Annotated in this window: 17 protein-coding genes; 9 read left to right on the forward strand and 8 right to left on the reverse strand. The window is 53.6% G+C overall.

Features of this window, described 5'->3' with window-relative positions; all coding sequences use genetic code 11:
• Positions 1-3 precede the first annotated feature (3 nt).
• The gene (locus GNT65_RS18130; protein WP_160798612.1) at positions 4-678 is read right to left on the reverse strand and encodes a YiaD family glycine zipper/OmpA-like lipoprotein; all 675 of its coding nucleotides are present in this window, start codon (positions 676-678) and stop codon (positions 4-6) included.
• Between the two features lie 147 nt (positions 679-825).
• Entirely contained in the window at positions 826-1,308 is a 483-nt protein-coding gene (locus tag GNT65_RS18135; RefSeq protein ID WP_160798613.1) for a YcxB family protein, read from the reverse strand.
• Positions 1,309-1,459: 151 nt separating this feature from the next.
• Here GNT65_RS18135 and GNT65_RS18140 point away from each other — a divergent pair, with 151 nt between their 5' ends.
• The 3 genes from GNT65_RS18140 to GNT65_RS18145 all read left to right on the forward strand — a co-directional run bounded on the left by GNT65_RS18140 (position 1,460) and on the right by GNT65_RS18145 (position 2,458).
• Positions 1,460-1,771: a TehB-like domain-containing protein gene (locus GNT65_RS18140; protein WP_160798614.1), complete on the forward strand. Its 312-nt coding sequence runs from the start codon at positions 1,460-1,462 to the stop codon at positions 1,769-1,771.
• A 148-nt stretch (positions 1,772-1,919) separates the two neighbouring features.
• Complete coding sequence (locus GNT65_RS20575) at positions 1,920-2,201, forward strand: hypothetical protein (RefSeq protein WP_181006367.1); 282 nt, start codon at positions 1,920-1,922, stop codon at positions 2,199-2,201.
• 8 nt (positions 2,202-2,209) lie between these two features.
• Positions 2,210-2,458, forward strand: coding sequence for a hypothetical protein (locus tag GNT65_RS18145; RefSeq protein ID WP_160798615.1), 249 nt, complete (start codon positions 2,210-2,212; stop codon positions 2,456-2,458).
• 64 nt (positions 2,459-2,522) lie between these two features.
• Here the strand turns inward: GNT65_RS18145 and GNT65_RS18150 are convergent, their stop codons facing one another.
• Together GNT65_RS18150 and GNT65_RS18155 are read right to left on the reverse strand one after the other, a co-directional pair.
• Positions 2,523-2,945, reverse strand: a complete 423-nt coding sequence (locus GNT65_RS18150; protein WP_160798616.1) for a VOC family protein — start codon at positions 2,943-2,945, stop codon at positions 2,523-2,525.
• A gap of 65 nt (positions 2,946-3,010) precedes the next feature.
• Positions 3,011-3,616: an NADPH-dependent FMN reductase gene (locus GNT65_RS18155; protein ID WP_160798617.1), complete on the reverse strand. Its 606-nt coding sequence runs from the start codon at positions 3,614-3,616 to the stop codon at positions 3,011-3,013.
• A gap of 140 nt (positions 3,617-3,756) precedes the next feature.
• Here GNT65_RS18155 and GNT65_RS18160 point away from each other — a divergent pair, with 140 nt between their 5' ends.
• The 5 genes from GNT65_RS18160 (at position 3,757) to GNT65_RS18180 (ending at position 10,906) form a co-directional block, all read left to right on the forward strand.
• A complete protein-coding gene (locus tag GNT65_RS18160; RefSeq protein WP_160798618.1) occupies positions 3,757-4,413 on the forward strand; it encodes a FaeA/PapI family transcriptional regulator in 657 nt (218 codons plus the stop codon).
• The gene (locus GNT65_RS18165; RefSeq protein ID WP_160798626.1) at positions 4,403-5,119 is read left to right on the forward strand and encodes a pseudouridine synthase; all 717 of its coding nucleotides are present in this window, start codon (positions 4,403-4,405) and stop codon (positions 5,117-5,119) included. Before GNT65_RS18160 ends, GNT65_RS18165 begins: the two co-directional genes overlap by 11 nt.
• Before the next feature lie 148 nt (positions 5,120-5,267).
• Positions 5,268-6,233 carry a LysR family transcriptional regulator gene (locus GNT65_RS18170; RefSeq protein ID WP_160798619.1) on the forward strand — a complete coding sequence of 322 codons (966 nt, stop codon included), beginning with the start codon at positions 5,268-5,270 and terminating at the stop codon, positions 6,231-6,233.
• A gap of 159 nt (positions 6,234-6,392) precedes the next feature.
• A complete protein-coding gene (locus tag GNT65_RS18175) occupies positions 6,393-8,660 on the forward strand; it encodes an OmcA/MtrC family decaheme c-type cytochrome (protein WP_160798620.1) in 2,268 nt (755 codons plus the stop codon).
• A gap of 197 nt (positions 8,661-8,857) precedes the next feature.
• Positions 8,858-10,906 carry an EAL domain-containing protein gene (locus GNT65_RS18180; protein ID WP_160798621.1) on the forward strand — a complete coding sequence of 683 codons (2,049 nt, stop codon included), beginning with the start codon at positions 8,858-8,860 and terminating at the stop codon, positions 10,904-10,906.
• A gap of 16 nt (positions 10,907-10,922) precedes the next feature.
• On the opposite strand, the gene GNT65_RS18185 is transcribed toward GNT65_RS18180, so the two are convergent.
• The gene (locus GNT65_RS18185; protein ID WP_041510244.1) at positions 10,923-12,461 is read right to left on the reverse strand and encodes an MFS transporter; all 1,539 of its coding nucleotides are present in this window, start codon (positions 12,459-12,461) and stop codon (positions 10,923-10,925) included.
• Between the two features lie 236 nt (positions 12,462-12,697).
• Positions 12,698-15,667, reverse strand: a complete 2,970-nt coding sequence (locus tag GNT65_RS18190) for an ImpA family metalloprotease (protein ID WP_160798622.1) — start codon at positions 15,665-15,667, stop codon at positions 12,698-12,700.
• Positions 15,668-16,136: 469 nt separating this feature from the next.
• Between GNT65_RS18190 and GNT65_RS18195 the strand changes: the two genes are divergently transcribed.
• Complete coding sequence (locus GNT65_RS18195) at positions 16,137-17,855, forward strand: methyl-accepting chemotaxis protein (protein WP_160798623.1); 1,719 nt, start codon at positions 16,137-16,139, stop codon at positions 17,853-17,855.
• 99 nt (positions 17,856-17,954) lie between these two features.
• Here GNT65_RS18195 and GNT65_RS18200 read toward each other — a convergent pair whose 3' ends face one another.
• Positions 17,955-20,834 carry a valine--tRNA ligase gene (locus tag GNT65_RS18200; RefSeq protein ID WP_160798624.1) on the reverse strand — a complete coding sequence of 960 codons (2,880 nt, stop codon included), beginning with the start codon at positions 20,832-20,834 and terminating at the stop codon, positions 17,955-17,957.
• 24 nt (positions 20,835-20,858) lie between these two features.
• Positions 20,859-21,320, reverse strand: a complete 462-nt coding sequence (locus GNT65_RS18205; RefSeq protein WP_160798625.1) for a DNA polymerase III subunit chi — start codon at positions 21,318-21,320, stop codon at positions 20,859-20,861.
• Between the last annotated feature and the right edge of the window lie 374 nt (positions 21,321-21,694).

The following is a 21,694-nucleotide window of genomic DNA, read 5'->3' on the forward strand; positions in this document are numbered from 1 at the left end:
AGTCTAGCCCTTTGGCATTGGGCTTAAAACGATCTCGACACGGCGGTTTTGTGCGCGGCCTTGCTGGGTCGAGTTGTCTGCGATAGGACGAGACTCGCCCATGCCGATAGAGCTGATGCGCTGGTTCTCTATTTCACGAGACATCAGGTAGTTGGCCACTTCAGCGGCACGTACCTGAGACAGGCGCAGATTATACGACTCGCTGCCAGAGCTGTCGGTAAAGCCCATGATGTTCAGCATGGTTTCGTCATATTCCTCGGCCACTAGGGCAACGCTGTTCAGCACGTTCTTGGCGCGACTGCTCAGCACAGACTGATCGACACCGAAGGTCACTTCGTTTGGCATGTTGAGTATGATGTTGTCGCCGTTACGGGTGACGCTTACGCCGGTTGATTGTAGCTGCTTACGCAGCTCGGCTTCCTGCACATCCATGTAGTAGCCGATACCGCCACCCACTGCGGCGCCCGAGGCGGCGCCGATCAGTGCGCCCTTACCACGGTCGCTCTTGCTTGATGAGGCGACACCTATCGCGGCACCAGCGATTGCGCCTATGATGGCGCCGTTAGTTGCCTTGGCGTTTTGGGTCTCGTTGGTATAGGGGTTGGTTGTTTGACAAGCCGAAATAAAAAGTGTCGATCCGGCTAGGATTGCCGCGACGAGTTTCTGGTTACTGATCATCGTTACTCCATATCAGATTTGCCTTAGGACGGAGAGCGTCCTTAGGGCTTGTTGTTATGTGCGCTATAGTCGCATTTTGTTTGCATAATAACAAAAGGGGGACTCATTATTTGAATTTATACAAACTTTAATGAAACACTGCTCAAACTAGCCTCGATTCGCTTGCTTTTCGCGCAGAAAATGGTGACAGGCATCATCAAGATGGCGTTTAGAGAGGTAGTGTTTCTGCCCCTTAGTTAACAACAGGAATCCCGTTGCGGTTTCCTCGATCTCGTCGATATCGCCCCACAGCAGCTGCTGTTTAACGTAGAGGGATTCTGTCTTTACCCCCTGCTCATCCAGCGTGAGGCTGGCTTCGTTACCGGCTGCCTTGCTCATCATCTGGCGGGTCAGGTACCAAGGGCGCTTAAACCTGATGCTTAGGGCTTCTAATACGCCGAGGGCAATGATAAACCAGGAGGCGTAGGCATTGACGCCTGTCATCAACAGCGCCAGTCCCGCGAGCAGGAAGCACAGCGACTTAGTATATTCGGCTCTTGGTGCGGGTTGAGTCACTGAGGCGTCGAAGCATTCGCCATAGTAATCCCTGTCTAGGATGAAATGTGTGCAGTAGTGAAATGTAGCAGTCATGGCAATATCGATATCTGGATTTGGGACACAGTGTAATCCCTCGGGGATGAAGTGCAATCTCGTCGTGTACCTCTCTTAGATTTTTGGCTAGATTTAGACTAAGTTTAGCTTTTTGAAAGTCGGCTATTGGCCGAGGCAAAGGGAGTTTTCGATGTCATTTGTGCCTAAGGGATATGTGAAGTGTAAGAAGACGCCTGTGTTTGGTGAGCAGGATATGCCTGCCATCTACCGGGAACGTCACTTTACCCGGCCTGGAGTGTATGAGCAGATCCATGTGATCCAGGGAGAGCTGCTATTTTCTGGCTACTTAGATAAGCAAGGTGAGGTCAATCGCGAGGTGCGCCTGGGAGCAAACGAGACGGCCATTACTCATCCTGGTTACTGGCACAGTATCAAGCCTCTCACACCGGATACCCGCTTCGAAATTCATTTCTTCATCAAGCCCGAGGGACAGCTGGAGTGAGCCTCATCGGGTAAGTAGCCTAGGCATTTCAATGGTAAGGCGCATGCAGTGACTGTGCCGTAGGCGAACTTTAGGTGAATAAAAGTTAACCTGACATTCCTCCGGGCAGGCTTTATAGTCCAATAAAACCTCTAGCTAAGGAAAGCTGATGAAGACCTCCCCAGACTCTACCCACAAGTCTCAGGTGGCTATGGAAAATATGGCAGAGACTAAGCCTGATAAGCTAGCGTTTAACACTGCCGAGACACCCAAGATAGCCAAAACGCCTGCTAGCTCCTCTTTGTTGCAGGATTTGGCCGAGATGGACACAGGCTTTGCCCTGTTGCAATCCATGGCAGTCTCCAAGACGCTCACCATCATGGTGATCACCTTTGTGCTCGCAGGCGCCGGTTTTGCGCTGTTTCTTCTCAAGATGGCGGCGCAATACTAGGAGGCATTATGTTAGCAGCGAGTCTTACCGAGCTCTTCATCTGGTTTGTCTGGGAGATATGCCTCTCATTTGTCCTCTATACCACAGGGGCTGCGGTGATCGCGCTGCTGACCTTTGGCCGGGTGCAGAAGCCCTTGTATTGGCCGGCGCTGTTCCATCAGGAGAAACGCCTGGCGAAAAACGATTTTTACGCCGTCTATATGGCAGGCTTTTTCTTCTATCTCTTGCTATTCACCCTGCTCATCTATTTGGGATAGGCCCGGCTATTGAAGACAGATAGACCTATCCCCTCACATTATTACTGATGCTTCGAAGCCGGGATCAAGCGTCGTAGCGGTTACGCTGCAGTGGCAGATCGCTGAGGTATTGCACAAACTCCACTTCATAGCCGTCGGGGTCGATAAAGTAGACGTTACGGCGGAAGGGATCGTCTTGCCCCGCTTTGTCGACCTCGAAGCCAGCCTTACCCAGTCTGGCTATCACGCCATCGAGATCTTGGGTCACGAAGGCGAAGTGTGCCAGGCCGACCTGATGCCCGCTCAAGTCGCGGTTTTCGCCTTCGCCGTCATCGTTGAAGGCGAGATACTGATAGTCATCACCGAAGTGAACCCAGTTACGTGGCTTACCATACCAGCTACCCTCACCGCCGCCGCGCAGCGACCAGTGGGGGAAGGCGGCGCGGTAGAAGTTGAGGGCCGCGTCTATGTCGGTAACGACGAGATTAATGTGTTCTAGGTGGATCATGGCTAAATTCCTTCTCTGTTGCGGTTTCGTTTTCCATTTAAAAGTGCAGTGCTTTTGGCGGTAAGCTACATGCCGTAAACATATTCCTGCTGTTTAGGGTAAGGCTGTTCCCTATGACGCTGGCGTATGGCACCTAGGGCATCTGCGTACTGGCCGAGCATATGCAGGCTGTAGCCGATGCGCTCCCTTAGCCCCTGCTCCCTGGCATCTATCTCGCCGTCTCCCAATACCTGCTCGACGTTACGTATGATCAGATGGTCGGGAGTGGGCACCAGCTTGTTGTTCTTCAAGGCATTCATCTTTAACTCGGCGATGGGATAGGCGCCGCTGATCCCGCTGCTGACTGCGACCAAGAGGGCGGGCTTGTGGGCCGTAGCCTGGTTATCACACAGCAACAGGAAGTTTTTCAGCATAGGTGAAGCCATGCCGCCCCATTCTGGAGTGATGAGGATCAGCGCATCGCTTTGTTCTACCAAGGGGGCGATCCTGTGCCAGTCACTTGCCTTAAGTGCTGCGCCGTTTATGTCGCCATCCCAGAAGGGGAGATCGTAGCGGCATAGCTCAAGATGTTGTATATCGCTGAATTGGTTAGCATGTTCGCTGAGGTATCCGGCGATTCTGGCACTCTGGGATGCGGGACGTTGGCTGGCACTGACGATAAGAAGTTTCATTATGTAAACCTTTTTGTTTATTTATTGTTTTATACACTAATTGCTTTATTTAATTTTGTAAAGACTAAAGTAAATAAAAAAGTTTACTTAATCTCAGGATCGGTAATAATGGCCCCATAGGTGTCCTGAGGAGATGGCGGGTGAGTAAGAAGACCAGCGAAAAAATCATCGAACATATTAAGATCCACGGCCCCAGTACCGCCAAGGTATTGGCCGAGCAGTTTGCCCTGACCACCATGGGGGTCAGACAACATCTGCAGGCCTTAGAGGAGGAGGGGATCTTGAGCATCGAAGACAGAAAGGCGAGTCGCGGTCGTCCCACCCGTTACTGGGGGCTTACCGAGAAGAGCTATAAGCTGTTCCCCGACCGACACGACGACCTCACCAGCCAGCTGATTGACTCGGTGCGGGTGGTCTTCGGCGATCAGGGGCTGGATCAGTTGATCGAGCACAGAGAGCAGGCGAGTCGGCGACAGTATCAAGAGACGCTTGCGCAAGCACTTGGCCTGGCGGATAAGCTCGAGGCACTGGCAAGGCTCAGAACCGAGGAGGGGTATGTCGCCTCGGTCGAGGTGCATGACGATGCCTATTGGTTGCTGGAAAATCACTGCCCCATTTGCGCCGCGGCGAGTCGCTGTGCCAACTTCTGTCGCTCCGAGCTACAGCTATTTCAAGAATTGTTTAGCGGGCTGGCCAGCGTCAGCCGCGAGGAGCATATCATCGAGGGGGCCAGACGCTGCGCCTACAAGCTGGTGCCTCTGACCTCTCAAGCACCGGCAAAACATGATGTCTGCTAAGCGCGCCAGGCTGGACAGGTTTATCAGCCAGAAGTGCCAGATCCCTCGCAAGCAGGTGCGGGTCATTCTGGCCAAGGGCAGGGTGAGTGTCGATGATCTGGTGGTGCGAGACGCCGATTATCAGATCGATCAGTTCTCTCATGTCATGTTAGATGGCCAGTCACTCAGGCAGGAGTTGCCCATCTATCTGATGCTGCATAAGCCGGTGGGGGTAGTGAGTGCAACCAAGGACAGTGAGCATAAGACTGTCATGGATCTCTTGCCTGAGTACCAAGACAAGGGGCTGCATATCGTCGGGCGGCTGGATCTTAACACCTCGGGCTTGGTGCTGCTCACCAATGACAGTCGCTGGTCGAAGCGTATCATGTCCCCAGAGAATAAGGTGGCCAAGCAGTACCTGGTCACCCTGAAGGCGCCCTTAACCCAGGCCTATGTGAAGGCCTTTGCCGAGGGGTTTTATTTTGCCTATGAAAATATCACCACTTCGCCGGCACACTTGGAGATCCTCGACTCCCATCTGGCACGCGTCACCCTGTATGAGGGGCGCTATCATCAGATCAAGCGTATGTTTGGTCGCTTTCGCAATCAGGTGATGGCACTGCACAGACTCTCCGTTGGCGAGATACGCCTGGATGACACCCTGCCGGTGGGTGAGCATCGTGCTCTTAGCGCCGATGAGGTCGCTACCATATCCGCGACAGCCTAATGGGCCGGCAACTGCTACTTTCTTGGGGCCCATCTAGCACTAATTTCCGAGTTAGACCAGCCTTTGCAAATGTGTGACTAATGGCTATATCGTTTTATGTAAATCTTGTGTTATAAATATTAGATTACTCAAATAAACGATAGTATCGATGAGCAATCAAACACTTAAGAAAATCAGCGAACTCGATGTCTTCTGTTTGATGGTATTTAAAGTCATTTTTCAAACTGGACATGCCAACATAGCGGCAAAGCAGCTTAATGTATCTGCACCTAAAATTAGCCGTTGTTTGAATATGTTACGTGCCACCTTCGACGATGAGCTCTTCTATCGTCGCCAACTCGGGCTCAAGCCCACCCCTATGGCGGAGTTTCTCTACGAGCCCGTGTGTCAGTTCTGTGAAGCCGTCTTAAAAATAGAACAGTCTATCAGCGAAAAGAGTAGCGAGTTGGCTAGCGATCGCCTGAGAATCGCGGTCACCTCGAGTATCATGGCCAGCCTCTCCCTGGCTTTTGCCCGTAGCGATGCCAAGACCGCCTTTAGTCAACTGCAGTTTGTGATCTGGGGGGATGACTCAGCCGATCAGATCCATAACGGTGAGCTGGATATGGGGGTGACTTTCGATGCCTGTAACGAGCATTCATTATCGGTGGAGACCTTAGGCTGTCTGAGTAGTGTCTGTCTGGCAGCTAATGAGGAGCATGCCATCTGGACTCAGAGTGAACCTTTGACCCTAGAGACTATCTGTCGTCACCCCTTTCTCTGCCTGGATGGTAAGGGGTTTAATGACAAGATTGACCCGCTAGAGGTGTTCGCTCGCCAGAACGGTGCCGACATAGATTGCATAGAGAGAGTCAGTTCGCGAGATGAATGGTATAGCCATCTGTTGACCATGAACTCGGTGGCTTTCCTGCCTTGTTCCGAGGCCGAGATCTGCGGTGCCTTGCCCGGGATCCGTGTGGTACGCCTGTCTGACGAGGAGGTGGCTCGGCTTCATGGTGAAAGCATGTCGCCCCAATACCTGCTGCTGGAGAATCCTGCCGAGTATCGCCGTTACTCGATGGAGCAGAGAGAATTAATTATCCAGCTTATCAAACAGCTACTGGTTAAATGTTAATTCCACAAATTGAAATTTACACTTTCAGATTTTGAAATTTCTGTTAATGAATCTTTAAATTGCAGTCACAACTTGGACTCAATTACCTAACATTTTGTCGTTACTCCCTTATATTTGAGGTACTGCAATAGCAGAAAATACCTACAAAGGGATATGGCGATGAAAAAAAATAAAATTACCTTATTAGCCATGGCACTCTTTTGTGCCATTGGTGTGAGTGCGTGTGGTGATGGTGATGATGGTAAAGATGGCGCGCCAGGTGAACCTGGCGTTCCTGGTACTCCTGGTACACCTGGTGCACCCGCGGGATCGACTGTTGATGCTGTAGCCACAGCCGCAGACTTCAAACTGACTCTACAACCTGCCGATATCGTAGTAGTAGGAGCTGATGACTTCTCTATTAAGTTCACCGCGACAGGTAAAAATAGTAAAGGAGATGATGTTCCGTTCACTGGCCTGGACAAGGTTGCCCTCTATGTTACCAACCAGGTCGCTAACGCTACTGACAGTGGCGCACCTATGCTCTGGTCAAACAATGCGATCGCAAACGAGTTTGGCTCTAGCATGTACTGTACACCTACCGGTAAGGCAACTGCCCGTGGCGGCGCCGAAGTTAATGCCTGTACTCTGGTGGAAGATCCTGAAAATCCAGGTACATACACAGGTACTTGGGAGCATGACGGTAATGCCCCTGTAGTGGCCGCGGCTGGTGATCCTAACAGCATGTTCCGCGTCATGGTGCGTACCTACAACGTGACCGATGCCAACGGTGAATCGATTTCCGATAAATTACTCTCTACTCCGCTCGATTTCATTCCTGCAACGGGTGAGATGGCCGTATCGGCCAAAGATTCGGTATCAAGCGCCGCATGTATTCAGTGTCACAGCGAGTTGATGGGCTATGGTGATGACGATAAGCGTATTGCTAATATCGGTGCTCACCACAACTATCAGAAAGTGGAAAACTGTATCGCGTGTCATAACCCTGCTTATGCCGCCGATCAAAATGATCCTGAAAAAGGCTTTAACCCTAACTTCAACGCTATGATCCATACCATTCACGCGGGTGGTCATCTTGCAGAGTGGGGTGTGCTGAAAGGTGAAGCATTAGAAGAGTTTGCTGGCGTTCACTTCCCAGCTGAGCTCAACGAGTGTAAGACCTGTCACGACAATGGCAATCAGTGGAAAGAGAACGTTTATCGTGAGGCCTGTGTAGGTTGTCACGTAACGGTTAATTTCGAAACTGGTGAAGGTCACTCTGAGTTCCAGCTGCCACAGGCTGACGATTCACAATGTATGAACTGTCACATAGGTAACCTGAGCCCAGAAATAGTGCATAAGGTAGGTAACAGAGCGATTGAACAGGAACAGCTTGTATTTGAATTCCAAGGTGTGACTGTGACTGACAATGGCGATGGCACCAGCGCATTGACAGTGAAGACTAAGGTCACTATCAACGGTGCAGCACCTGTCGATGGTACTATGTTAGATCCATATATTACTATGGCTGGCAAGTTGTTAATTGGTAATGTTGATAGTAAAGGAGCTCCGATTACTGGATTAGGTATGTCGGTTAAAGGTGTGGCAATTACAGGCGGTATCCTGACCACGACTAAGAGCTTCGACTCTGCACGTCTGACAGGTTCTATCTACGTAACCGCTGATATGTTGGTTTGTGCGGCTAGTGGTGAGGTTATTAAGTGTGCTGACGAAGATCGACCTTCGAAAGTGGCCGTAAGCTCACCTATTAAGTACTTCAACCTGGATGACCCTGCGGTTGCACCAATGCAAGCCCGCATGAGCGACCCTGCTCGTGTCACTGTGAGCGAAGCTAAGTGTAACAGCTGTCACGGTAGCCTGACTTATCCTAAGGAAGGACACCATGGTGTGACCGAGTTTACTCAGTGTATGGATTGTCACAACGATAAAAATCCTGGTACTTACTACCCACAAGCCAAGTATCAAACTGGTGAAGTTGACGAAAGCGGTGCTCCAATCACTGCGCCAATAGAAGGTGTAACCTTCGCGCACAAAGATCTGATGACTGCGGCTCACCGTTTCCACTCTGGTACTTACGGTGGTGGTATCTATCTAGATAAGAACCTGGAAACTGTAGGTTACCCAGCGCTAGCGACTGACTGTGAAGCTTGTCACAAAGATGGTGCGACCTTCTTCGCAGCCGATGGTGGTTTGACTTCTGGTAAGCGTTCAATTCAAGTTAAGACAGGGTATATATCTCCTGTAGCTGAAACTTGCCGCTCATGTCACATCAGCGCCTCTGCGATAGCTCACTTCGAGAGCAATGGTGCGACCGTGAATGGTAAGGCAGATACATCGGCCGACTTACCTGTCGAGTCTTGTGCAACCTGTCACGCCGAAGGCAAGACATACGGTGTTGATAAAGTTCACGCCGGTGGTGGTCACTAGACGCCAACAATAATAACTCTCGCTAAGTGGGCATACCCCTGCTAAATGCCCACTGAGAAAGCAGTAATTTTGGGGAACCTGACCAGGTTCCCCTTTTTTATGGGCGGAGTTTGCCCAGACTCCCGCAGTTCATTGTCCGTTTTCAGTATCTTGGTCTAAGTTAAATAGATTCAATCTGCAAACATTGGGGCCATAAGTTGGCGGTTAAAGACACCTCATCCAGCCTGTTTCTCATTGCGATAAAAGAGTCTTTTATTGCCCTCCTGCCCTTTATTTTCGTTAACTCCTTGCTGGCTCTGGTTGTTGCCCTGGTCGATGTGTGGCAACCCAGCTGGCATGGCAGTGAGGCCTATGGCTGGCTGAGTCAGTTTAGCCGCCTGTTGTTCAGCTTCTTTCCCCTGTTGGCACTGCTCTCGCTATCCTTTCATTTTGCCAAGTATCTCCATGTGTCGGCGGTCGTGGTGGCGTCCCTCTCTATCGGCAGTCAAATTGCCCTGCATATTCATGGGAGTGAGGCTATCGATCTCAGCCATGGCTTCGATTTTCTGTTTGGCGATGCCAGGGCCATCATCACGCCGATCCTGGTTGCCTACCTGCTGCAACGCCTGATGGCGATTAAGGCGCTTAATCTGCTGCAGAGTAGCAGCCTGAGCAGCTACCTCAAACTGCACCTTAACCTGCTTATTCCATTGATCTTATGCTTCTTTCTGGTCACCACTGGCATCTATTGGGTTGGCGAGCTCCTGGGGCTAGTGCTGAGCCCGCTGATCGACTCCTTAGCCGCGAGCAGTCCCCTGTTTCAGCTATTTGTCAGGGTGTTGGCCACCCATCTGCTCTGGTGTTTCGGTGTTCATGGTGATATCGCCTATATGTTGGTGCTTGGCGTCGATAATGGACTGCAGCCGGTGGCACTAAACCTGACGTTGTCGCAGTTTACCGATCTCTTTGTGTTGCTCGGTGGCAGCGGGGCTACACACTCGCTATTGATTGCCCTGTTTATCGCCTCGAAAGATAAGAATGCCGTCAATGTGGCCAAGCTCGCCTTGCCCTTCGCCCTGTTTAATATCAATGAGATCCTCATCTACGGCCTGCCCATCATCTTTAATCCCAGGCTGATACTGCCCTTCGTGTTGGTGCCCCTGCTAAATACCATGATAGGCACCTTGTTGATCGTCAGCGGCTGGGTCAGTTTCAGTGGCAATGACTTTCCCTGGATCACCCCCATCTTTCTCAACGGCTACGTGGCGGGTGGTAGCCTGGCACTGCCCCTGGTGCAACTCTTGCTGGTCTGCCTTGGGGTATTTGTCTATCTCCCCTTCGTTAGACGTTACAGCCTGTTGGTGGGCAATAAGGGCTTCGAGCGGGATCTGATTAAACGGGTGCAGCTGCAGCAGGATATCGACAAGATCAGTGAGCGAAACTATGCCCGCCAGCAGTCTGAGGATCTGGCGGCCAACCTCAACCTGGAGAAGACCATCAAGGAGGTGCTCAATGGCGAGTTACTACTTCACTATCAACCTAAGGTGCGCCTGAGTGACCGACAGGTGGTGGGTTTTGAGGCGCTGCTGAGGCTGAGAAATGAGCGTGGTCAGCTGGAAGGCCCCTATTTTATTCCTGCCTTCGATCAGGCGGGTTACTTCAACCTCATCGACACCTTCGTGATTAAACGCGTGCGAGACGATATGCAGGCCTGGGCTCGACAAGGCTTCCGGCCCAGGGTCAGCATTAACCTCAATCCCAACAGCGTCCTGAGCCAGGATATTCAGTCTATGTTGATCGAACATTGGGGGGATATCGCCGACAGAGTCGATATCGAGGTGCTCGAGTCTATGTTTGTGGCAGACCTTAACGCCGTCGAGGCGAGCATGGCTCACCTTCGCCAGTTTGGTTTCTCCTTCGTGCTCGATGATTTCGGTACCGGGTTTTCCAGTATTAGCCTGCTGAGTAAGATCACCATAGAGGGGGTCAAGCTAGACAGATCTATCTTGGAGAACATCAAGTATCGTAAGGGGCAGGTGCTTTATCGCCATACCTGCATGCTGTGTCGCAGCCTAGGTTTTAATCTGGTGGCCGAAGGGGTAGAAACCCCAGAGGAGGAGGCCTTCGTTGCCTCGGCTGGGGTATCGACGGTACAGGGCTGGCTATATGCCAAGGCATTGCCTGCCGATGAGGCCAGACAGTATGCCCTGTTACAAGGGCGCGCTAGCCAAGAGGCTGGCGAGGCGGAAATGAAAAGGGAGCCATAGGCTCCCTCTGTCACTATTAGGCGCGTGCCCGTTGCAGGGTCAGCAACCACTTGCCGTAGATGAAGATCCCCACGGCAGAGATGGTGCCTATGGCCGCGATGATATACCAGGCCATGCCTATGTTGTGGCTGTTATAGAGCAGGGTGGTTAGCGACTGCGCCGACTCGCCGGTGAAGCTTACCAGGGTAGTAAAGGCTTCCCCCTGGGGAATAGCGGCGATATCGCTGGCGCTCATGCCGCGCTCAAGCAATAGCTCGCGCGAGAAGATCTCTTTCGAGGCAAACATCTCATACAGCTTAGGACCAAAGTAGCCTTCCAGTCCCCAGCCTATCCCTTGAGGCAGCATCACGAAGCCCAGGTACATGGCCTTCTTGCCCTTAGGGGCGATGTTACCCATGAACTCATTCTTCTTGGGGCTGATCATCATCTCGCCGAAGGAGAACATGGCAATCGCCAACACTATCATCCAGGCTGCGTTGGTGGCGCCGATGAGGACGAAGGCGATGATACTCAGCAGACAGCCCGCCAGCATGGCGGTGGTGATGCGGTATTTGGCGGTCAGCGCCGCCACCAGGAAGCAGCTGGTCATGATCATGCCGGCGTTGAGGTTTAGCATCCCCTCTGGCATCACCTTAGTGCCCGAATTATCCAGGCCGAGCCAGAACTGCAAGATGCCGTTGGAGGTGCCTTCCGGGCCGAACAGGCTGGTGACGATCACGCTGGTATCGACCCACTCGGCGATATGGATCGGCAAGACATCGAACAATGAGTTAAACAGGAACCAGAAGCCGGCGAACACCAGCATGTAGTAGATCACCACAGGCTTCTTCAGCTCATGCAGGGCATCTTTCCACAGGGCTTCCTGGGTGAGCTCGCCGCTCTTGATCTTACGGTTACGTTCGATACGTTCCTCCTTGCCCGGCTCCTTGTAGGCCAGCAGGAAGAGGAAGTTGAGCGAGATGATGGCGGCGCAGGCGTAGAAGACGTTGTCCCAGGAGAGCTGACGCATATGCACGGCGACCAGTGGACCGAGGAAGCCACCTATGTTGACCACCTGATAGAAGATCCCCCAGGCCATAGAGGTATTTTGTCGGCCGGTGGAGAGCACCAGCGTACCCTGGATCCCAGGTTTGAAGATACCCGTGCCGCCCGCCAGCAGGATGGCGCCGAAGAGGAAGCCCCAGAAGTTGGGGAAGAAGGCCATTATCAGGTAGCCGGAGATCTTGATGATCGTCGAGGCGAAGATGGTCTCCTTGTAGCCGACACGGTCTGAGATGCCGCCGGTAAATACAGGGATAAAAGTCTGCATCAAGGCCCAGACGGAGATGATAATGCCATAGTCGTGCAGGCTGATCCCCAGGCCACCCTGTGATACAGGCGCCTTGGCGTAGAGGCCGGCACTGGCTTTCACGCCGTAGTAGGCGATACGTTCGACCAGCTCCATGCCGCCGACGATCCAGAAAATATAACTTAGGCTAGCAATGGAGGCCCACATTCCCAGCTGCTTAACTTCACGCAGATCATTTTCTGCGTAAGCATCATTGGCGTCGCTCATACCCTTCCTTAATTTTATCTTTTTGTTGTGCTGCTTATTGGCAACATCTCGTCTTGGTTAGTGACAAGCGCTCGCTATAGGGGTGATAGCTCGTCATTTGACAGCACACTTTACCTAAAAATGACCCTAAAGACCAAAACCATTCACATTGGGTGGCACTGGTGTGATCAGCAGGTAAAAAAAAGCGAGCACTCCGGCCCGCCAAAAAGGGTGTGACAACAATGTTTTTTTCAGGGTTATAGTGGCCAGGCCTGCTCGCCGTCGACGGCAACCGATTGCAGATCTAAACCAAAACAGTAATCCCCAGGGGCATAGACATAAATCGCCTTAGCCACGGCGGGGTAGGCGAAGCTGGCGACCTGTGCCTTAGCGGCATCTGAGGTTGCCAGTCCCCACATCTGGTAGAAGTCGCGATAGTCGAGCCCGGTGGAGAAGCTCATGGCGATCATCAGAAAATCGTTGTTGCTCATCGCCTTGGCCGAGGCTAAATCGAAGCGGCCAAAGCCTAGCTGGTCACGCTTGGCCAGCCAGCTGGCCTCGTCGGCCTGGGCGCGCTCGAATTCGCGCAGTAAGATGTGCAGCCTGGCCAGAAGATGCCAGCCGTTTTGCAGCGCCCCCTGTTTCTGGGCGGCCACCATGGTCTGTAACATGGTGGCCATGCCGCTCGACCAGCTGGTCAGGTTGGCGGCCTGCACGTAGGCAAAGGGATCGGCCTGGCGCTGACTGGCCTGTAATACCTCAAACTCATCTTGAATCGACAGGCCCTGACACTGAGGCAGCTTGCCCGTCTCTATGTAGGCGCGCGACTTAGTGTAATAGGAGTAAGGATTGGTGGAGGCGTGTCCCTCGTGGCCGTCGAATCTCAGGCGTCCCCGCTCCAGGCCATGGCCCAGTTCATGGATGTCGCCGTGGCCTGTGGGGCTAAATGACCAGGAGGCGTCGTAAGGATTGCCCGAGCAGCCCGACCCACAGGTGGGTTGGTCGGCGTTCATATGTTTGACCATGTCGAGTTGATCCAGCTGCCAGCCCTTACTGGCGGCAAAGTTGGTGATCTCATCGACGCTGTCGATCCCCGGCCCCTTAAAGCCTGCCAAGAGGTGCGGGTAGTTGTGTACATACTGGCTAATGGCCTGGCTCATCTTCTGCGGCGTGTCCCATCTGGGCTCGTGGCTCATGGTCTCTCGCATCTTGGTGAGCCTGGAGTGCACCTCAAAGTGTTCGGTCGCCAGCTCTGCCCAGTCATAATCTCCCTTGGCGAGTGCCTGGGTAAAGCTTTGGTCATCCTTGTCGCTGCGCCAGAAGGGGTGCAGACCAACCTTACTAAAGGCGAACTCCACCGGCTGATCGTTGGCGCTAAATCTTATCTGCACCGGGCCACCATAGGGAGAGGTGAGGGTGATAGTCTCCCCCGGTTTTATCGCTATGGCGGGTGATTGCAGATACTTGGGGCGGTTATATCCCTGGCTGGCATACTCGTGAGTCGAGCCAGAGCGCTGGGTATTGATAAACACCTTGGTCTCCACCGCGCTGCTGTCGGTGCGTTTCACGCTAAAGGTCTGTCCCGGCAGGGCATAGACGCCTGCGGCGCGAAACGGCGCCTTGCTGCTGAGTGATATCGTCTTGTCTACCGGAGTGACATGGGAAAAATCGGTGCGGCTGAAATTGCCGAGATCGACAGGCACAGGGTTGATGGATCGGGTGTTATACACGCTGCTGTCGGCGAAGAGCGCCTTGAGGTAGCTCATCGGCGCCGTGCTGCTGACATCCATGGGGTATTGGATTTCGCTGCGATAGCTATCGCCAAGCAAAATCAGATACTTATATAGCTGATACTCGGCGCTGTCGAAGATGGCCGTCTTCTCTGTGTCCAGGCGGTTGATGCTGCCGCGAATATGAGACAGGGCGCTACGGTATTCTTCGCTAAACTGGCTGTCGCAGGTATCGCTACAGTTGGCCAGGTTGAAACTCGGGCTCTCACTCTGCAGTAGCTCCAACCAGAGGGCTTCCTGACTCAGGGCGGGCTTGGCCGAGAACATGGCCAGATAGTCGCTCCAGTCCGCCTTATCCGGGCTGAAGTAATTGCCCGGACCGCCTGGGCCCTGCATGGCAAATCCCATGGTCCCCAGCACGGTTTGAGTGAGCGGTACGCTGTTCCAGCTATGGCTGTGAAGATAGAGCAGTGGGGTCTTGGTTTGCTTAAGCGCCGCCAACCTTGCTGCGACCTCGGCGTCATCGAAGGCCTCGATGGAGCCGGCGATCACCAGCTCGGCCTCATCCAGGCAGCTCGTCAATTCGCTGGCGACATCACAGCGACTCACCTGCCAGTTGGGGTAGTGGCTGGTGAGCCAGTCGGTGACCCGACTCTTGCTCCAGTCGCTGATAAGGAAGAGGCGGACCTGCTTGGTCGCCGCCAGGTTTTCTTGTGCTTCACCCGTCAGCCAGGCCAGTAGGCGCATCATGCTAGGCTCGAAGGCCAGGTTATTGCCGCTCTGCATGCTGGCGATGATGTCGGTGCCGAAGGCGGCATTGCGCTGGCCCTGCAGGTCGCTTGCCGCGGCAAACAGGCGACCCTGATTGCCTCGCACCAGCTCGAAACTCTGGTTGAGTGGAAAACCCTTGCTGGCCAGGGGCATCTGGATCATCTGTGAGTGTTGACCCGAGTCGTAGCTGACTCTGTCTGCCTGATAGATGGTGTTTAAGAAGCTCTTCTGCGCGCTGCGATAGTCTTGGATTAGCGTGAGGCCACGGGCGATCACCTTAGGCTCCAGGTCCTTAATCAGGCTGGCATCGCCGCTCAGGCTGGCGGCGCTGATCTTATCCTTCAGCTTGAGGGTGAGGCTGTCCTCGCTGCTCAGGCCGGCGCCGTCGGTGACCTTGAGGGAGAGGACGACCTCTTCATCCTGCAGCAGCTCACTGGCATCCAGGGTGAGGGTATCACTGCTCAAACCGCTGAGTTTAACCTCCGGACCTTTGGTCTGTTGCCACTGGTAGCTGGCATCGCCCGGGTTAAACAGGGTAACGCTTGCCTTGAGGGAGAGGGTTTCATGATTCCAGGTTTGCTGATCCGGACCGAGTTCGACACTCGGGGCCTGGGCCAAGGGGGGCGTAACGGTGCCGCCGTTACCCGCATCCGTATTGCTATCCTCTGAACCGCCGCAGGCCGTTAGCCCTAGGGCGATACAGGCGGGGAGTATCCATGGTTTCATTGTTAACACCTCATTTCCATTTTGCGACATTCTGATAGCAATCGTCGCCGAATGCAAATGAAAATAAAAAATTATTCAATAAAAACAATGGTTAAGACGGTATTTTGGCACCTGCAACTTTTTGACGGTGAGATGACCAAGCGATTTAACGCTTGGAATCGACCGAGAAGTAACATCTCGAACCGTGGCAGTTCGCTAATGCCGATTTCCAGCTATTTCTGAGCTCTTGGGCGAGGCGTTAACGTGAAGATCGGTTAAAAAGATTGGCTAATTGTGATCTACTACTAATTAGGTAATCATATCTGCTGGCACTCTGATGTATTAAGGGTTATTAGTTTAAGTATTATCAGCTTAACTGAGTTTGCCTGAGCCCAAATTGGTTCAGGTTTTTTTATCTGGGTGCTTTAATCCAGGCGCTTTGATGCCTGTCGCCCCGGATCTAGTGAATTGGCCATAAAAGGAAGCGAATATGTCTGAACAAAACCGCCAGGAGATACAGGCGATGACGGGAGCGTCCGAGCAGGAGGCGGGCTTGATGGAGCGGATCAAGTCGGTACGATTTCAACTAAGACTCAACGTGTTTCTGATCATCTTTGCCTTTATCTTCCTCGGCTACAAGGGGATCACCGGCATGCTGGATGCGGGAGATGCCATAGGTGAACTCTACGGACAGGGGATGCAGCATAGCATCAGGGCCGGTAAGGTGCTCAACGAGCTAGAAAAAGCCAGAAGCGGCCTCTTGCTCGGGTTTCAGCATGACCCCGCCAACGCCTTCGCCGATATGCACAATCATCCCTTGAGTTTCCACATCGATGCCAGTCGCGCCTCAATAAAGGCGCTGCATGAGATCATCGACAATCAGATCCTGGCATCAGACCTTGCCGATGATGAGCGTGCTCAGGTCGACCGTCTAGTGTCGCTGCTGGATAAGGTGACAGAGCAAGGCTTTAACCCTGCCATTGATGCCTTGAGTCAGGGGGAATACAAGCGCTCTAACCAGCTCTTGCTGGAGAAGATCAACCCGCTGTTTAAGGATATTACCAGCCAGGCCCAGGCCTTCCTGGATATGCAGATAGGTGAGGCCAAGGAGAGCTATGAGGCCTCCCAGGAAACCGTCTCTCTCTATATCTGGCTGGTGGCCATCTTCTCCGGCGTCGCCATGCTTGGCATCAGTGTCAGCTCAGTGTTTATCATTCGCCGGGTAAGCCTGTCTGTGGTGCAGCTCGAAGAGACGGCGGTGGATATTGCCGCGGGCGATCTCACCAAACGCATTCGTCTCGGCGGCCATGACGAGTTTGCCCATATCGCCGAGCATGTGAATCGCATCGCGGCGGATTTCCAGCAGGCGGTGACCAACACCCATGCGTCTACCTCACGCCTGGCCAGCGCGGCCGAAGAGAATGCAGTGGTGTCGACCCAGACCCAGCGTAACGTGCTGGATCAACAGCAGCAGACCCAGCTGATTGCCACCGCCATTCATGAGTTTACCGCGACGGTGCGCGAGGTCGCCCAGAGCGCCGCGGCCGCGGCCAGTGCCTCAGAGGATGCCAACGGTGCCGCCCACGGTGCTCAGGATGTAGTGGATGAGAGTATCACCGTTATCCAGGCGCTGGCGCAGGAACTAAGCCGTGCCAGTGATGCGATGACCCTGCTGGCGCAGCACTCAAATGAGATAGGCACTGTGGTGGATGTGATCCAGGGGATCTCGGAGCAGACTAACCTGCTGGCGCTCAACGCGGCCATCGAGGCGGCGCGGGCGGGCGAACAGGGCAGAGGCTTTGCGGTGGTGGCCGATGAGGTGCGCTCCTTGGCCAAACGTACTCAGGATTCGACCGAGGAGATCCAGAAGACGATTCAACGCCTGCAACAGGGGGCGCGAGACTCGATGCAGATGATGCAGAGCGGCACAGATCAGGTACAACTGAGCGTGGATAAATCCTTGATGGTGCGCGATGCCCTGCAGCAGATCTTAAACAGCATCGAGGAGATCAACGCGCTTAACGCGCAGATCGCCACCGCCTCTGAGGAGCAGAGCTCGGTGACCGAGGAGATCAACATCAATATCACCAACATCAGCGAGATCTCTGATCAGACCGCCGAGGGTGCCAGACAGAGCAGCGATGCCACCGAAGATCTCGCCAGGCTGGCGGAGTCCATGGAGGCAGATATCGCCCACTATAAGGTGTAGTCCCAGCCTAATAAAATGAGGCAATAAAAAAGGCAGTCGATTGACTGCCTTTTTCATTTTTCTAGATAAGCACTTACGCTTCTAGCTTAGCCTTCTAGCTTAGCCTTCCAGCTTGGCCAGCTCGGCCTTCTGCTCGCTGAGCTTGTCCATATCGCGTTGGAACTCGGCCAGCTTGGCGCGCTCCTTCTCGATAACCGCTTCTGGCGCCTTGGCGACGAAGCCCTGGTTATTGAGCTTGCCTTCGATACGCTTGGCTTCACCCGCAAGCTTTTCAAGTTGCTTGTCGATACGCGCCATCTCGGCGGCCACATCGATAAGGCCTGCCATAGGGATCAGCAGCTCCATCTCGCCAACCAGTTGAGTGGTCGACATAGGCGCCGTCTCATCGTCGGCAAGAATCGTCATCGACTCCAGCTTGGCCAGGGTCGCGAAGAAGGTCTGGTTGGCTTCGACGCGGGTCTTGTCTTGCTCGCTGACGCTGCGTAGCAGGGCGTTAAGCGGCTTGCTTGGGGCGATATTCAGCTCGGCGCGGATGTTACGCACGGCGACGATCACCTGCTTGACCCATTCCAGATCTGCCATGGCGGCTTCATCTACCTTGCTTGCCTGATATTCAGGGAAAGGCATCAGCATCAGGGTGTCACCCTCGACGCCCGCCAGCGGCTTAACGCGCTGCCAGATGGTCTCTGTCAGGTATGGCATCATAGGATGCAGCAGACGTTGCATGGCTTCCAGTACAGTTACTAGGGTGTGACGGGTACCGCGCTGCTCGGCCTCGGTGCCGTTTTGCAGTACCGGCTTGGTCAGCTCCAGATACCAGTCACAGAACTGGTTCCAGGTGAACTCGTATAGCGTGTTGGCAGCCAGGTCGAAACGGTAGTTTTCCATGTGCTCGTCAAAGGCCTTAACCGTCTGGTTGAACAGGCCGACGATCCAGCGATCCGCCAGTGACAGCTGCATCTCGCCATCGGCTGCGCCTTTAGGCGACTGAGGACCACAATCTTGCTCTTCGGTGTTCATCAACACATAGCGCGACGCGTTCCAGATCTTGTTACAGAAGCTGCGGTAACCGTCGAGACGCTTCATGTCCCAGTTGATGTCACGGCCGGTAGAGGCCATGGCTGCCAGGGTGAAACGCAGGGCGTCGGTGCCGTGGGCCTCGATGCCGTCGGCAAACTCTTTACGGGTGCTCTTCTCGATCTTGGCCGCCAGCTGTGGCTGCATCATGTTGCCGGTGCGCTTCTCAACCAGGGCTTCGAGATCGATACCGTCGATCATATCCAGCGGATCCAGTACGTTACCCTTAGACTTGGACATCTTGTTGCCCTGCTCGTCACGGATAAGACCGGTCACATAAACCGTCTTAAACGGCACCTGCGGCTTGCCATCTTCATCCTTGATGAAGTGCATGGTCATCATGATCATGCGCGCCACCCAGAAGAAGATGATGTCGAAACCTGTCACCAACACATCGGTTGGGTGGAAGGTCTTGAGCGCCTCGGTATCGTCTGGCCAGCCTAGGGTTGAGAAGGTCCACAGCGCCGAGCTGAACCAGGTATCCAGTACGTCTGGGTCTTGGCGTAGCACGACAGAATCATCCAGGTTGTGCTTGGCGCGTACTTCGGCTTCGTCGCGGCCCACATATACCTTACCGGCTTCGTCGTACCATGCCGGGATACGGTGACCCCACCACAGCTGACGCGAGATACACCAGTCTTGAATGTCACGCATCCAAGAGAAGTACATGTTCTCATACTGCTGCGGCACAAACTTGATGTCGCCGTTCTCAACCGCTTCGATGGCGGTCTTGGCCATAGGGGCCACGGCCACATACCACTGGTCAGTCAGTAGCGGCTCGATCACCACGCCAGAGCGGTCGCCATAAGGCACCTTGAGGGCGTGCGGGTCAATCTTGCCAAGCAGGCCGAGTGACTCGAACTCTTCGACGATAGCGGTACGGGCCTTGAAACGGTCCATGCCGGCGAAGCGCTCTGGCAGGCTGCCGTCCAGCTCGTCGTTGGCTGTGCCATCTGAGTTGACAACTTCTGCCTGGCTACGGATGGCCGCATCTATGGTCAGAATGTTGAACATAGGCAGGTTGTGACGTTTACCTACCTCATAGTCGTTGAAGTCGTGAGCCGGGGTGATCTTCACACAGCCGGTACCGAACTCCATGTCTACATAGTCGTCGGCGACGATAGGGATGCGACGGTTAACGATAGGCAGCAGGATGAACTTGCCGATCAGCGATTGATAGCGCTCATCGTCTGGGTGCACCGCAACCGCGCTATCGCCCAGCATGGTCTCGGGACGAGTCGTCGCCACTTCAAGATAGTCTTTACCGTCGGCGGTCAGTTCGCCGTCGGCCAGCGGGTAGCGGAAGTGCCACATGCTGCCCTGCTTCTCTTTGTTCTCGACTTCGAGATCTGAGATAGCTGTGTGTAGCTTAGGATCCCAGTTAACCAGGCGCTTACCACGGTAGATGAGGTCGTCGTTGTACAGACGGACAAACACTTCCTGCACGGCGGCAGACATGCCTTCGTCCATGGTGAAACGCTCGCGGTCCCAATCGACCGAGGCGCCCAGGCGACGCAGCTGCTTGGTGATGGTGCCGCCAGACTGATTTTTCCAGTCCCAGATACGGTCGATAAAGGTCTCACGGCCCAGGTCGTGACGGCTCTTGCCCTCTTCGGCCTCAACCTTGCGCTCCACCAACATCTGGGTGGCGATACCCGCGTGGTCGGTACCTACCTGCCAAAGGGTGTTCTTGCCCTTCATGCGCTGGTAGCGGATCAGGGTATCCATGATGGTGTCCTGGAAGGCATGACCCATGTGCAGGCTACCGGTCACGTTTGGCGGCGGGATCATGATGCAGTAATTGCCTTTTGACTCATCGCCGTGGGGCTTAAAGTATCCTTTCTCTTCCCAGTTCTGGTACAGAGCCTGTTCGATTGACTGTGGGTTGTATGTCTTTTCCATAGGAGCGTGTGCTTCTCAAACTAATTAATTTGGTTGTTGGGTCGTCAGGGGGATCCCTAACTCGCGATACTGGCGATAACGATCGCGCGAGGTCGCTTTCATGGCAGCATCGTTGGCAACGAAGTCGATAATCTGGCCAAAGTTTACCGCAAATTGCGGCGCTTGGTCTGCAAGATTAATCAGAAGGTGACGATTTTTATTTGGGCCCAATTTATCGAAGCCTATCTCCACCGGTGCGCCACCCGTCGGCCCTTCGCCCTTGAGGTTATGGGGCACAAATGCGCTGGGTTCAAATTGCCATAAAATTTCGTCAACTTCATAGGCCTGCTGCTGGTCGTTGCAGTGGATATACACCAGCTGTTGGCCACGATACGCCTGCTCGGCGAGTCGGCAGGCGAAAAGATAGACACTCTCTTGCTCTGCCTTGGCAACATTGGTTGCGGCAGAAGCGGCTTGTGGCATCAAATAAAACAAGGCGTTAGGCATTATTTGGCTCTATGTCGCTCGTGTCTGGCTAGGCGTTGACGAAAGAGAGGATTTTACACTAAAAGTGAGTTGTTAAACCAGAGGGGGAGGGGATTTGTCGAATAACAAATTGGGGAATATTTTTGTTGCTTGCAGCGTTTGGCTGCATTGGCATTTATTGGGTTTGTTTGAAGGTCGAAACTTCATGGCAACCTATCACCTGCGGTGGGCTCATGTGCAAACACATTTTTGACACGCTACAAGCACATATATGGACACCTCGGATAGATCAAACATTTTGTGAGTAACAGAAAGTAATACTGCGTACGTATATCCGACCTGTTTGTGAGCATCTTCGTGCTCTGGCCTTAATGAGAACCGCGCCTTCGCTGCTT

The organism is Shewanella insulae, assembly GCF_009831655.1.
Lineage (GTDB): Bacteria > Pseudomonadota > Gammaproteobacteria > Enterobacterales > Shewanellaceae > Shewanella > Shewanella insulae.

Bases quoted from the DNA above. Each gene is read 5' to 3' on its own strand.
- GNT65_RS18140 (WP_160798614.1), top strand. From the start codon at position 1,460: ATGTCATTTGTGCCTAAGGGATATGTGAAGTGTAAGAAGACGCCTGTG.
- GNT65_RS18195 (WP_160798623.1), top strand. From the start codon at position 16,137: ATGTCTGAACAAAACCGCCAGGAGATACAGGCGATGACGGGAGCGTCC.
- GNT65_RS18145 (WP_160798615.1), top strand. From the start codon at position 2,210: ATGTTAGCAGCGAGTCTTACCGAGCTCTTCATCTGGTTTGTCTGGGAG.
- GNT65_RS18130 (WP_160798612.1), bottom strand. From the start codon at position 678: ATGATCAGTAACCAGAAACTCGTCGCGGCAATCCTAGCCGGATCGACA.
- GNT65_RS18185 (WP_041510244.1), bottom strand. From the start codon at position 12,461: ATGAGCGACGCCAATGATGCTTACGCAGAAAATGATCTGCGTGAAGTT.
- GNT65_RS18165 (WP_160798626.1), top strand. From the start codon at position 4,403: ATGTCTGCTAAGCGCGCCAGGCTGGACAGGTTTATCAGCCAGAAGTGC.
- GNT65_RS18190 (WP_160798622.1), bottom strand. From the start codon at position 15,667: ATGAAACCATGGATACTCCCCGCCTGTATCGCCCTAGGGCTAACGGCC.
- GNT65_RS18155 (WP_160798617.1), bottom strand. From the start codon at position 3,616: ATGAAACTTCTTATCGTCAGTGCCAGCCAACGTCCCGCATCCCAGAGT.
- GNT65_RS20575 (WP_181006367.1), top strand. From the start codon at position 1,920: ATGAAGACCTCCCCAGACTCTACCCACAAGTCTCAGGTGGCTATGGAA.
- GNT65_RS18170 (WP_160798619.1), top strand. From the start codon at position 5,268: ATGAGCAATCAAACACTTAAGAAAATCAGCGAACTCGATGTCTTCTGT.
- GNT65_RS18135 (WP_160798613.1), bottom strand. From the start codon at position 1,308: ATGACTGCTACATTTCACTACTGCACACATTTCATCCTAGACAGGGAT.
- GNT65_RS18200 (WP_160798624.1), bottom strand. From the start codon at position 20,834: ATGGAAAAGACATACAACCCACAGTCAATCGAACAGGCTCTGTACCAG.
- GNT65_RS18150 (WP_160798616.1), bottom strand. From the start codon at position 2,945: ATGATCCACCTAGAACACATTAATCTCGTCGTTACCGACATAGACGCG.
- GNT65_RS18175 (WP_160798620.1), top strand. From the start codon at position 6,393: ATGAAAAAAAATAAAATTACCTTATTAGCCATGGCACTCTTTTGTGCC.
- GNT65_RS18205 (WP_160798625.1), bottom strand. From the start codon at position 21,320: ATGCCTAACGCCTTGTTTTATTTGATGCCACAAGCCGCTTCTGCCGCA.